The sequence below is a fragment of the Aquirufa antheringensis genome (assembly GCF_004307425.1).
In the GTDB taxonomy this organism is placed as follows: Bacteria; Bacteroidota; Bacteroidia; order Cytophagales; family Spirosomataceae; genus Aquirufa; species Aquirufa antheringensis.
On sequence record NZ_SEWZ01000004.1, the window covers coordinates 375265 to 387713 of the forward strand.

A 12449-nucleotide genomic window follows, 5' to 3' on the forward strand; every position below is an offset into this window, starting at 1 on the left:
CAAAGTTCAAAGACCAAAGTTCAAAGATCGTTCACCTTCGGCGAAGTCAAAGATCAAAGCACAAAGAACAAAGTAAAAAGTAGGATTCGCCTGCGGCGATGAATTCGTGAAGTATTAACTATACTTATTAGTCAATATTTATTCTTTGTGCTTTATGCTTTAAGAAAAAGAAAAGTGATCTCGAGTTTAGGGTTATTTTAGTCTTGTGATGCACAAAATATGACGCAGGCCATTTTAGCATCACAAGACTAAAATAACCCTAAAGCGAGTAAACATCTCCTCCGAATACCACCCAATCTTCCTCGTCTTTTTAATCATAGGCGCGTGTTCCTTACTTTTATAGGCAAAGGAATCTAGGCTTTCCGAAGATTCCCAAAGACTCAACGTCGCTTGTTCGATGAGGGGGAATTCGCCTACGCCTTTGGCAAACAATAAACCCGCCCGATTTTCTAAATATTTACTCGCGTGTGAGACGTAGAACCAGAAAATGGGGGATTTATACCACACAATACTGGCGCGCGTCATCACTAAAAGGGGACCATTCCCGGGGTCCTCCACAATGGAAAAAGGATTCGATCCATTCCACGTGCCGTGGCCTTTAATAGCGACGGCGTCCCAACCTTTCGTTTCTGATGAATGCGACGACAGTGTTAACCAACGTGTATTAGTTTTGAAAAAATGATCTGATGCTGCTTGATTATCAAACACACCGAGGAAAGCATAGGAAGAAAAGTCAGGCCAAATAGAGAAGCCATTGCCCGCGCCTACACCTAGATGTTTGGCGAATGAAAGGCCGTTTGATTCCCATTTTAGGACAAATGAGCGACCCATTTCAGCAAAGGCAAAGCGCTTATTAGCGAAGCCTTGGAAAGATAAAAATCGAAAAGAAATTATTTGGTCACTCATTTTATCAAATTTAGCTGTTTATTTGAACAATTAAAGCGCTATTAGGGTTTAAAAGACATGAATAAAAAGGGTTTTTATTTCAAGGAGTTTGAGGAGAAGAGCATCTCCCCTTTTGATAAGCTTTTCGGGATTTTCAAGGAATTAATCACACATACTTCGGGGGATTTTGATGAGGCAATCGAGTGGTTGCGCGAATTAGACAAAGAATACGAGCTGACGGATGAGACTTATACCATTGAGGATTTCATTGAGGATTTAAAGGCCAAAGGCTATATCCGCGAGGAAATCGATGAAAATGGAGGTTCTGGGATGGGCATTACGGCCAAAACAGAGCGGGCGATTCGCCAAACAGCACTGGAAAACATCTTCGGTAACTTAAATAAAAGTGGAGCTGGGAATCACAAGACCAAGGCTTCTGGCCAGGGAGATGAAATGACGGGGGAATTTAGATCCTACCATTTTGGCGATAGTTTAGAGAAAATCTCCCTCACGGAGAGTCTAAAAAATGCCCAAATAAATCACGGAATAGGCGAATTCGAGTTAACCGAGGAGGATCTAGTCGTGGAGGACACGCAATTTAAATCGCAGATGAGCACGGTGTTGATGATTGATATCAGCCACTCCATGATTCTGTATGGCGAGGATCGGATTACGCCGGCGAAGAAGGTAGCGATGGCTTTGGCAGAACTGATTACAACCCGCTATCCAAAAGATACGATCGACATCCTGGTCTTCGGAAACGATGCCTGGAGCATTTCCATCAAGGATATTCCCTATTTAAAAGTGGGACCCTATCACACGAATACGGTGGCTGGACTGCAATTAGCGATGGATATTCTGCGCAGAAAAAGGAATACCAACAAACAAATATTTATGATTACCGACGGAAAACCGAGCTGTGTTCGGGAAAAAGACGGTACCTATTATATGAATAGCAATGGTCTAGATCCCTATGTAACGGAGAAATGTTACACTCAGGCGGCGCAGGCACGTAAATTACACATTCCGATTACCACTTTTATGATTGCCCGGGATTCCTATCTGCAGCAATTTGTGGACAAATTCACCGAAGCAAACCAAGGAAAAGCCTTTTACACAGGCTTGAAGGGCTTAGGGGAAATGATTTTCCAAGATTACGAAACGAATAGAAAGAAAAGACTCAAATAAGATGATCCACAATTTAGGCGAATTAAAGGCCTCAGGCTATATCAGCAAATCGATTAAAGACGAATTAAGAGACAACTTGATTAAACACATGGAGGCAGGAACGACCGTTTTCGAGGGCGTTCATGGTTTTGAAAACTCCGTTATTCCAGAATTAGAGCGCGCGATTTTGTCTCGTCATAATATCAACTTATTGGGTTTACGCGGTCAGGCGAAAACACGTTTGGCTCGTTTAATGATTAATCTGTTAGACGAATACATCCCCTACGTGGCTGGTTCAGAGATTAATGATGATCCGTTAGCGCCTATTTCCAGATTCGCGATTGATTTAATTGCATCACAAGGAGATGCGACACCGATTGCGTGGTTACACCGTTCGGACAGATTTGCGGAGAAATTAGCTACTCCAGATGTGACGGTAGCCGATTTAATTGGTGATGTGGATCCGATCAAGGCGGCGAATTTGAAATTATCCTATGCGGATGACCGGGTGATTCACTTTGGAATGATTCCTAGAGCGAATCGCTGCATCTTCGTCATTAACGAGATTCCCGATTTACAAGCGCGCATTCAGGTAGCCTTATTCAACATTTTACAAGAGGGAGATATCCAAATCCGTGGTTTCAAATTGCGTTTGCCTTTAGATCTTCAATTCATTTTCACGGCGAACCCGGAAGATTATACAAATAGAGGAAGTATTGTGACGCCTTTGAAAGACCGTATTGGATCTCAAATTTTGACACATTATCCAGAAACGATTGCGATTGCACGCAAGATTTCATCTCAAGAGGCCCGTATTAACGAAGCTCAATCGGATCGCGTTTATGTCCCTAATTTAGCCTACGATTTATTAGAGCAAATAATATTCGAGGCGAGAGAGAGTGAATATATTGATTCCAAAAGTGGTGTCAGCGCTCGTATGAGTATCTCCATGCTGGAGAGTTTAGTGAGCACAGCCGAAAGACGTGCTCTGTTAAACCGCGAGAAATCAACGACCGTACGTTTGTCAGACTTCATGGGAATCATCCCAGCCATTACTGGTAAAGTAGAATTAGTCTATGAAGGCGAGCAAGAAGGCGCGGCATTTGTAGCTGAGCAATTGATCGGTTCTGCCATCAAATCGTTCTTCCCTGGTTTATTCCCTAAGATCGAAAAGCTTTCTAAGAAAATTGAAGAGAGTCCATATGCTACATTAATGGAAGCGGTGTATGCCGAGGGGGGCGTTGTATTGTATGATGAATGTAATGCGGCTGATTATGCTTCGACGTTGAATGAGATTAAGCCTTTAGAGGATTTGATTGTTCGTTATCAACCGGATGTTGAGGCGGCGGATAAGTTGTTCTTAAAGGAATTTGTACTGTGGGCGCTAGCGGAGTATCAGAAGTTGGGGAAAGAGAGGTTGAAGGATGGATTTCAGTTTAAGGATTTGTTTTAGAAATAGTTTGGAGTCCCATTAGAAAATGGCTGATTCCTTCTTACCATTCTTAAAAATGGCCTTCGTCATATTTTTTACGAATGGTAAGAAGGAATCTTGACTCTAAAACAAGTCATCAAACTAAATCTATACTCTTTACTCTTTACTCTCTTATCTCTTCTCTAAAAAACATCGCCGCAGGCGATACCATCTTTGATCTTTGAACTTTGTGCTTTGATCTTTAGTAAATAATTTCTGCTCCGCAGAAATTATTTACCAATACAAAACTTCCCAAAGATATTCTTCAACAGATCGTCATTCGAAATCTGACCAGTTATCTCACCTAAGTGATGAAGGGCATAGCGAAGGTCTTGTGCGATAAGATCGCCTGTTAGACCCGTTTTTAACGCATTTAAAACACCTTCTAGGGTTTCTTGGGTCTGCAATAATTGTTGGTAATGACGAAGATTCGTCACTAATGTGCCGTTCGTGCTCACTTGATCTAAACCGACTACGTTTAACAAGGCAGTTTCGAGGTCTTTGAGTCCTGCTCGGTTTTTGGCAGAAATAGCAATCAAATCAGGAATGGCCGATACAAATGCAGAAGGGTCAGCAATTTGATCTACCTTATTCAACAACTTTATCACAGGGATTTCCAACGCCCCTAAAGCTTCCACGCCTGCCGCGAGTCCTTCTGGTGTTTCAGATGTCGCATCGGCCATATAAATGACCACTTGCGCTTTCTTCACCCACGCCTGGGTTCGCTCCACTCCTAGCGCTTCAATCACATCAGAAGTTTCACGAAGACCCGCCGTATCAACTAAACGAAATTTAATTCCACCTAGGGTCCATTCGTCCTCGAGGGAATCGCGGGTTGTTCCTGCGATATCAGACACAATGGCTCTATCTTCGTTCAATAAGGCATTTAAAAGCGTCGATTTACCAGCATTGGGTTTTCCCACAATCACCGTTGCCACCCCATTCTTCACCGCATTACCAGCTCTAAAGCTGGAAACGAGTGGACGGATATTCGTTAATAATTGATTAACCAGAGCTTCCAAATCTTTGCGATCCGCGAATTCCACATCCTCTTCACCGAAGTCTAATTCAAGCTCGATTAGGGAAGCAAAATGGATTAATTCCTCGCGCAATGCGGCTAATTCTTTCGAAAAACCGCCGCGTAATTGATGCAAAGCGGCGTTTTGGGCAGCGGCAGAATCGGCGGCAATGACGTCAGCTACGGCTTCTGCTTGGGCTAGGTCGAATGCTCCGTTTAGGAAAGCGCGCTGGGTAAATTCGCCGGGGCGAGCGAAGCGAGCCCCTTGTTCTACAAACAATTGAAGGATACTCTCTTGGATGAAAGGGGATCCGTGGCAAGATATTTCAACCACATTTTCCTTTGTGTAGGAACGCGGTGCGATGTATAAACTGGCGACCACTTCGTCATAGACACGCCCTTTGGACTCAATACGGCCGTAATGGATGGTATGAGTGGGTTGGGTGGATAGATCTTTGGGCTTAAAAACGGCGTTCACGATCTCGATGGCTCGATCTCCCGAAAGACGAATTACGCCAATCGCTCCTACCCCTGCGGGCGTCGCTAAGGCAACAATGGTATCCGTAAAGTTCATCGATTACAATAAATTCGTCAACTTCATTGCGACAGACATATCGCCAGAGATTTTCACTTTACCAGTCATAACGGCCATCATGGAGTTTAATTCACCGTTTAAGATGGAAGTGAATGTTTCCTCTGTGGTAGAGATCGTGCAATCTGAATCCAAATTTTCATTGGATACAGCTCCATCCGCACCTACGACGATGATTCCACCTGGGAAAGCGAATTTGAATGAGACACCTTGGCCGCCTTTTTGGGCAGCTAAGGCAATAATACGTTCGTTGATTTCTTGAAATGTCATTTTATATCAATTTATGGGTCAAAATTACGTCATTTTACTGAAACTACACGTTTCGATGGCAAATAGCGGTAAAATCACAATAAGTGCATTGGTCTATATTCACTGTTTTCTCGAAGGCTTGATCCGTGGAAACGAGCGACTTTACCCAATACTGTACTAGCTTCTCAGATTCTTGGATAAAATCAGCGACTGACTCTCCCTCGGTAAATTCGAGTGGCGAAGACAGGACCTTTTCATCAAAATTCCGGAATGAAATAATACCGGGTTCAATGCTGATTCGATCTACTTCCAAACCTTGTAAAAACTCTTTTCTTTCCGACGGCGCTTTTTGCAACTCCTTCGTCACTAAAAACTTATACATCCACAACTGAAAAAGTTTGGCTTTTAGTTCCTCGTCTCTAAGCGTTTCGGCTAAACTATCCCCAGCGTCCACATCTTTCTTCACCACTTTTCCCGTCTTATAGTCAACAATGCGCAAAACAGATCCTCCTTTTAGATCCAATCGATCTATCCGGCCTTTCATTTTAATTGGCCACATTTCTGTACCCACTGGGATCGAAAGTACCGTATTCACTTCCTCCTCTACAGCAAGTAATTGGATTCTTTCCTCATACCAAGCAGAGGATTGATCAAAATAAGTTCCTAGCAACGTTTTAGCGACTTCTTGCAACACATAATTAAAGCCTTTCTCTACTTCGAAATTTCCTTCGCGCTCCTTGATCTCTTCCATCGCCTTTGCTAACAAAGGTTCGATTAAGGCCTTCTTTTGTGCCACATTAAGACCATCCTCATAACCGCCAGAAGCGATCATTTGTTTATCCAATAATTCCAACACCTTGTGTACCCAGGTCCCAAATACATCCGCCCCCATTTCATCATCGCGCTGTTTTTCCTGTTGCAGGTTGACTATTTGGGAGAAATAATACTTTAGCGAACAGCTGGCAAACATAGCAACAGAAGAAGGAGATAACCCTCTTCGAGCTAGCACATCTTTTATTTCAGCAATCAGTTCCGGCGTTTTCTCAATGCGCAAGGTTATTTCCGGATTAGAGACCTCATCTGAACTGAATTTAACGGCGGGTTCCCGAAGGTTCAAATGTGGATTCTTTTTGGCCCAATCATACCGAATCTGACGAATAAAACGGCTTACTTCTGCTGATGATGAATCATTCTGCACATAGACCAGCATCACCTCCTTAGGACGCTGCAATAATCGATAGAAGTGATAACTCGTCACCGCATCCGCTTGTGTAAACGTAGGTAGCGAAAAGGCCGCCATATTCGCAATATCAACAGGAATCAAACTTTCGCGCTTCCGCGTTCCAGGTAAACTTCCTTCATTTAGCGATAAAACAATCACCCGGTCAAAATCCAAGGTCCTCGTTTCTAACAACCCCATCACGTGCAAGGAACGTTTCTCCGCGCCTTCAAAAGTCATTTTTTGCTGCTGCACCATTTGCTTGCAAAGTGCTTGGCCACTTTTAACTGATATAAAGGGATTCGCCTGAGCGATCTCTTCTAACTTATCTAACACGGTCAAAGCCTGCAAAATGGCCTGCGATTCCGAATCCCAATCATCCTTATCTGTTTTGTACAGAATATCCGTTAATAAGCGAATCAAAGCTTTCAGGCAATCTTCGAAAGTGGATGAAGACGATATAAAAATAGTACCCCCGCTCGGAACTTGTGAGAGATATAAATCTGTCTCTTTCCAGGCAGGTAGCTTGACGGAATTCATCAATGGATGCTCTTTCAACGCTTTTACTAGTGAAACTGGGTATTTTTCCAAAGGCACCATGGACCACCACATCTCCATCAACGAAAACACTTGGGACTTCTTCAACGAATAGCCCATCGTAATATTCAGACGGTCTTCAAATTCCCCTAAATAGGGCAATAAAGAATCTAAAAGGCTCTCATCCCCTAAAACGAGGGCCACCTGTTCCAAATCCCCGTGTTCACTTTGCCATGCACGAATTTGCTCCAAAGCCACAAAAATCTGGGCCGATGGATTCGCTAAACCCACAATCTCCACTTCTTTTGGCTTTTCTAACAAATCCCGTCCCATCCAATGAAATGGACCGCGCGATAAATAGGCTGGATCCGCCGGATTCGCATAGGTTTTCAGCCAATTACCTGCCCTGTGATGCTTGCTTTTGGCATAATATTCATCTGCATCCCAAAGCGTCTGCGCCACATTCTCCCGCAATAGCAAACGAATGATGGTCTCCTCGGATTTAGAAAGCGCATTAAAACCAACAAAATAAATCTGCTTAAAACCGAGTGATTTACCCGCCTCTAACAGCTCCACTAGTTTGCGATAAGCGAGTCCACGATAGGTAGTTCCCTTCGATTCTAACCTACTTTTCAGCCGAATATAGACCTCTAAAAGCGAATCATATAATTTGAAATAAGCCTGTGTATTAGCCGTAATCCACTCATCTGCGTGATCTTGACCATATTCTTGTCCCCAGCGCTCAATCGATTTAGCTTCAGAAAGAAAGGAAAACAAGGCCGATGGATCCACTAAATACAGATCCAGGGTATCGAAATCCTTCAACATCATCTGCCCCCAAGTCACAAAACGATCAAAATCAACTTTCGAATCAACCTCCTTGAAACAGGCATAGGCCTCCATCAACAAGTCAATCGGATCCTCTAGCACCGAATCCGTCATCTGCAAAGCAAATTCCTCAATCGTAAAAAAAGAAGGGGACAGAAAAGGTCTATCCCCTCTAATTGCTAATTCCTTCTTTAGGTAAAGGATACCCCGTTGCGAGGGCATCACCACGGCAATATCTTTCAATTCCTCCATACCATACGTATGGAAGAGGTGATCTGCCGTTTTACCTAAAAATGTCTGCATTATAAATTTCCTTTTTTCATTTCTTTCACCGCAAAATCTACCGCACGAGCAGTAAAGGCCATGTACGTTAGCGATGGGTTTTGGGTAGAGGTAGAGGTCATACAAGCTCCGTCCGTCACAAACACGTTCTTGACGTGGTGCATTTGATTCCACTTATTTAAAAGAGACGTCTTCGGATCTGATCCCATTCTCACTCCTCCCATTTCGTGGATATCTAATCCAGCGGGAGCATGTGAATCGCGGGTTTTGATGTTCTTGAAGCCAGCCTTCTCGTACATTTCGGTGAATTGATCGATAAAATCTTTGACCATCAGATCATCATTATTATCGTAGCTCACGTCCATATGAAGCAATGGCATTCCCCAGGCATCTTTTTTAGTAGCGTCCAAAGCCACTTTGTTACTTTCCTTCGGAATCGTTTCCCCCATCATGTGCGATCCAGCATACCAGTTCGACCACTTCGGGTTCAATAAGGAATTCTTCAAGCTCTCGCCCACCGAACTTTGATCTGCGTGCGTTCCTCTTCCACCACTCATTCCAGCCGCATAACCGCGTAAGAAGTTTGTTTCTTGCTTGTATAGATTTCTAAAACGAGGAATATACCCTGAATTAGGACGTCCTCCGGAAGTTTTATAGTCTAATAACCCCTCGTATTCCGCAGACAAGGAAGCACGGTAATTGTGGAAAGCTACGTGCGTTCCTAATAGACCGCTGTCGTTTCCTAAACCGTTCGGGAAGCGAGAAGACTTCGAATTCAATAAAATTAAGTTTGTATTGATGGCAGCAGCTGTCACAAAAATGACTTTAGCATAATATTCCACCATCTCTTTCGTGTGCGCATCTACGACACGAACTCCTACCGCTTTTTGTTTCTTTTCATCATAAATGATCGAATGAACTACGGAATCCGTTCTTAACGTCATATTACCCGTCTTTGCAGCCCAAGGCAACGTAGACGAATTGGCGCTGAAATAACCACCGTATGGGCAACCTCTTTGGCATAAATTACGACCCAAACATGTCCCACGTCCCTGTTGAATATGAATATCACGCGGTTCCGTTAAATGAGCACAGCGACCAATGATGACGTGACGATCTGCATACAAACGTTTCATCTCTTTTTGGAAATGTTTCTCCACACAGGTTAATTCCATCGGGGGTAAAAAGTCGCCATCCGGTAAGGAATCCAATCCATCCTTATTACCCGAAATACCAGCGAAATGCTCCACATAGGAATACCAAGGGTCTATTTCCTTGTAAGTGATCGGCCACGGCACCGCGAATCCATCACGCGCTGGACCATCAAAATCTAATTGAGACCAACGTTGTGTTTGACGCGCCCATAGAAGTGATTTTCCTCCGGTTTGGTAGCCACGGATCCAATCAAATGGTTTATCTTGAATGTATGGATGCTCTGCATCTTTTACGAAAAAGTGCTTCGCATCTTCTCTGAAGGCATAACACTTCGAAATGATCGGATTTTCATCGATCTCCTGTTTCGTTAATTGCCCTCTATGTTCCATTTCCCAAGGACTCAACAAAGTCGTCGGATAATCTTCATTATGGGTCACTTTACGGCCTCTTTCGAGCACCAAAGTCTTGATTCCTTTATCACAAAATTCCTTAGCAGCCCATCCGCCCGCCATACCAGAACCTATCACAATCGCACCATAAGTACGTTTTTCAGCATTAGTTAAAATATTCATCGCTCGGTTTATTTTTTAAGAGGTTCACAGCCATTGAAAAATCCAGGTGCCATCACATAATTCTGGTGATTCACCATCACGTATTCCGTGGTCATATAACCGCGAATCGTCAGGCCCTTCAACGTGGCCATGGCTTTCTGCGCATCAGCACCCTGTTTGCCTTGTTCGATTTGGAAAAACAATTGCTCCTTTTCGGACTCAGAAACCTTCTCAATAGACGGTAAAGCCGCTAAAACCTTCATCAATGTGGTAGAGGTAGCAGGCTCATAGCAATCGCGAAGCATCACCTTCACATAAGCTGGAACGCCTAAGGAAACGGCCCCAGGAATACTGGATTCAGGAATGATCACTCCCATCCAAGCTTGTAATAATTGGTCTTGATCAGCGCTCCATTGAATGCTGGGCGCATTGGCTGCTTTGAGATCTGTAAAAACAACGCTGCCTAAGGTAGCGAGCGCCATTCCTTTCACCCAATTTCTGCGAGAAATCGATTTCATAATTTATCTAGGTTTACTGTTTTTTAATCAAATAATAGCCAACGAACACCATAACCGAAGGAACGAGCCATCGCAGGATGTAAGTAAGCGGTATAGTAATTCGAATTTAACAATCCTTGTGTTACATTCTGCATTTTGAAGAAAAGTCGAACTCGGTTAATACGTAAAGTCACATAGGCATCTGCCTGAACAAAAGCAGGGATTTCGTAGCGATCTTGCAGATGAAATTGCTGCATCGTGGGCATATACGCATCTGCAAAATAGGCCGATTGATGCTGTACATCCACACCAAACTGCATATACAACAATTTCTTATACTGTACATTCAGGGCAAGATTCGCATTAGCAACCAAGTTTGGCATCCTAATCACATCAGGTCCCGTCTTTGTATTGGCTAAAACCAAGGCAGACCATTCAAAACGCTTGAACGTCCCTCCTGCTGAAAATCCTGTTCTAAATACACCTATCGCATCACCTGCTTGCTTAGCGGTAGATAAGGTATCAAAATAGGCATAATTCGCGATGCGTTGAATCGTCGCGGTTGGACGGAAATAGACGTTTTTCGTATGAAGATCTAAGGTTCCTGTTAACTCATCAAATAGGACATTATCAAACGATTGATTCCATCGAAAAGCAGCATTATAAGTCCAATTCTGAGCGATCGAAGGACTCACAGAAATGCGACTCGCCTTAACTTGAAAAAACGGAGAAATAAAGCTAGCCTGCAGGCGGTAATCGGATCCTACTAAATATTCTCCATCTGCGGTAAAGTCGATCTTGTCATTGAATTTTTGCTGCAAAAACAGACCCACGTAGTTTTCTAAACGATTCTTTTGCAAACTTGCCATCGGGTTATTCACATCCCAATAGCGTTGTTTGAAATAAGTTCTATAGGTAAATCCTCGAAAAATTCCTTTTATACCCGTCTGATGCGCGTAGGATTGCCATTGATTCTCATTGTACAAGGAATCCGTTTGCGTGCCGTAATTCTTCGGGTAAAACGATTTAGTCAGATTCGTAGCAAAATCAAGGTCCTTAAACTTCGCAGTCCGATTTTCTACATCTACTCGCTGAAAGAATTGCAATCCTTTAAACCCGATGAACTCGTGGTAAAAATGGAATTTGATAAAAGAATCATTGGACTGAACTCCTGAAGTGGCAAATAATGCTCCGTTATCCGTGTAATTCAAAGCCGTAGTCGGATCTAAGCCATTCAACAATTGCAATCCACCTTGGTCTTGAATTCCTTGATCAAAATAGTTTAAATAGGATAAAAGTCGATACCGGTTGTTACGGGTTCTGAAATTAGTCTGGAATAATACACCCCATTGTTCAGTCAAAGTTTGATTCCCTGATTTATATTTCGAATCGGTCAAAAACTTATCCGAAACCTGCCTCTGAATCTCAAAACCCATATTCCAAAGCGAATCCACATTTCGCGCGAATGTAAAATTCAGACGCGTTTGGCCACCCGCTCCTAAATAATATTCAATGTCAGAATAGGGAGATTTGGATTGGTAATACTTGACCTCATCCGTTGCAAAAGCATAGGGCATATAGGCATTATAGCCTAATTGTGTCCCTATTTGATCTGGTTTATTGACAAAAATATTCCGAACCGCCGTACCTTCATTCCCTAAATGAGCCGTCAAAAAGCCCGATCTCTCCTGAAATAAATAGCGGTGAAACAAGTGTAGACTCGTATCAACTGATTTTTTTGCTCCTCGCCCATTCAACACATCTTCTTCGTTAAAATAAGACATGGTTTGAGGTCCATAGAGCATTTTAGTGGAGTCATCCAAAGCCGCACGCCCAGACTTCCCATTTGAAACGGGCTTAGGTGCGTTGGGATCCTTAGGCGCCATAGGATCAGGGAAAGAATTCCGATCCCCTCCTGCGGACTGCAAAGTCTGTGCAAAAGCGGGCGAAATACCCCATAAAACAAGAAGAAATATCAGTCTATACTTCACGCTACAA

9 protein-coding genes are annotated in these 12449 nt (G+C 43.2%); 2 read left to right on the top strand and 7 right to left on the bottom strand.

The window, feature by feature from the left end; all coding sequences use genetic code 11:
• Positions 1 to 240: 240 nt before the first annotated feature.
• Positions 241 to 906 (bottom strand): hypothetical protein, encoded by a 666-nt coding sequence (locus tag EWU21_RS10305; RefSeq protein ID WP_130896877.1) that lies wholly within the window; start codon positions 904 to 906, stop codon positions 241 to 243.
• Between the two features lie 57 nt (positions 907 to 963).
• On the opposite strand from EWU21_RS10305, the gene EWU21_RS10310 reads away from it, so the two are divergent.
• Both EWU21_RS10310 and EWU21_RS10315 read left to right on the top strand, forming a co-directional pair.
• Positions 964 to 2073, top strand: a complete 1110-nt coding sequence (locus tag EWU21_RS10310) for a vWA domain-containing protein (protein WP_130896878.1) — start codon at positions 964 to 966, stop codon at positions 2071 to 2073.
• Between the two features lies 1 nt (position 2074).
• Positions 2075 to 3505 carry an AAA family ATPase gene (locus tag EWU21_RS10315; RefSeq protein WP_130896879.1) on the top strand — a complete coding sequence of 477 codons (1431 nt, stop codon included), beginning with the start codon at positions 2075 to 2077 and terminating at the stop codon, positions 3503 to 3505.
• A gap of 248 nt (positions 3506 to 3753) precedes the next feature.
• On the opposite strand, the gene mnmE is transcribed toward EWU21_RS10315, so the two are convergent.
• From mnmE to EWU21_RS10345, 6 genes are read right to left on the bottom strand one after another with little or no spacing between them, the layout of a single operon-like run.
• Positions 3754 to 5115 (bottom strand): tRNA uridine-5-carboxymethylaminomethyl(34) synthesis GTPase MnmE, encoded by a 1362-nt coding sequence (gene mnmE, locus EWU21_RS10320; protein ID WP_130896880.1) that lies wholly within the window; start codon positions 5113 to 5115, stop codon positions 3754 to 3756.
• A 3-nt stretch (positions 5116 to 5118) separates the two neighbouring features.
• On the bottom strand, positions 5119 to 5403 hold the full coding sequence (locus EWU21_RS10325; protein ID WP_130896881.1) for an SCP2 sterol-binding domain-containing protein: 285 nt from the start codon (positions 5401 to 5403) through the stop codon (positions 5119 to 5121).
• Positions 5404 to 5446: 43 nt separating this feature from the next.
• Positions 5447 to 8269: a PD-(D/E)XK nuclease family protein gene (locus EWU21_RS10330; RefSeq protein WP_130896882.1), complete on the bottom strand. Its 2823-nt coding sequence runs from the start codon at positions 8267 to 8269 to the stop codon at positions 5447 to 5449.
• The gene (locus tag EWU21_RS10335; RefSeq protein WP_130896883.1) at positions 8269 to 9975 is read right to left on the bottom strand and encodes a GMC oxidoreductase; all 1707 of its coding nucleotides are present in this window, start codon (positions 9973 to 9975) and stop codon (positions 8269 to 8271) included. The genes EWU21_RS10330 and EWU21_RS10335 overlap by 1 nt, the downstream gene beginning before the upstream one ends.
• Positions 9976 to 9983: 8 nt before the next feature.
• Positions 9984 to 10472 (bottom strand): gluconate 2-dehydrogenase subunit 3 family protein, encoded by a 489-nt coding sequence (locus tag EWU21_RS10340; RefSeq protein WP_130896884.1) that lies wholly within the window; start codon positions 10470 to 10472, stop codon positions 9984 to 9986.
• Between the two features lie 23 nt (positions 10473 to 10495).
• Positions 10496 to 12442, bottom strand: coding sequence for a putative porin (locus EWU21_RS10345; protein ID WP_130896885.1), 1947 nt, complete (start codon positions 12440 to 12442; stop codon positions 10496 to 10498).
• Positions 12443 to 12449 lie beyond the last annotated feature (7 nt).

Coding starts and splice junctions, on each gene's coding strand:
- EWU21_RS10305 (WP_130896877.1), bottom strand. CDS start 906: ATGAGTGACCAAATAATTTCTTTTCGATTTTTATCTTTCCAAGGCTTC.
- EWU21_RS10310 (WP_130896878.1), top strand. CDS start 964: ATGAATAAAAAGGGTTTTTATTTCAAGGAGTTTGAGGAGAAGAGCATC.
- EWU21_RS10315 (WP_130896879.1), top strand. CDS start 2,075: ATGATCCACAATTTAGGCGAATTAAAGGCCTCAGGCTATATCAGCAAA.
- mnmE (WP_130896880.1), bottom strand. CDS start 5,115: ATGAACTTTACGGATACCATTGTTGCCTTAGCGACGCCCGCAGGGGTA.
- EWU21_RS10325 (WP_130896881.1), bottom strand. CDS start 5,403: ATGACATTTCAAGAAATCAACGAACGTATTATTGCCTTAGCTGCCCAA.
- EWU21_RS10330 (WP_130896882.1), bottom strand. CDS start 8,269: ATGCAGACATTTTTAGGTAAAACGGCAGATCACCTCTTCCATACGTAT.
- EWU21_RS10335 (WP_130896883.1), bottom strand. CDS start 9,975: ATGAATATTTTAACTAATGCTGAAAAACGTACTTATGGTGCGATTGTG.
- EWU21_RS10340 (WP_130896884.1), bottom strand. CDS start 10,472: ATGAAATCGATTTCTCGCAGAAATTGGGTGAAAGGAATGGCGCTCGCT.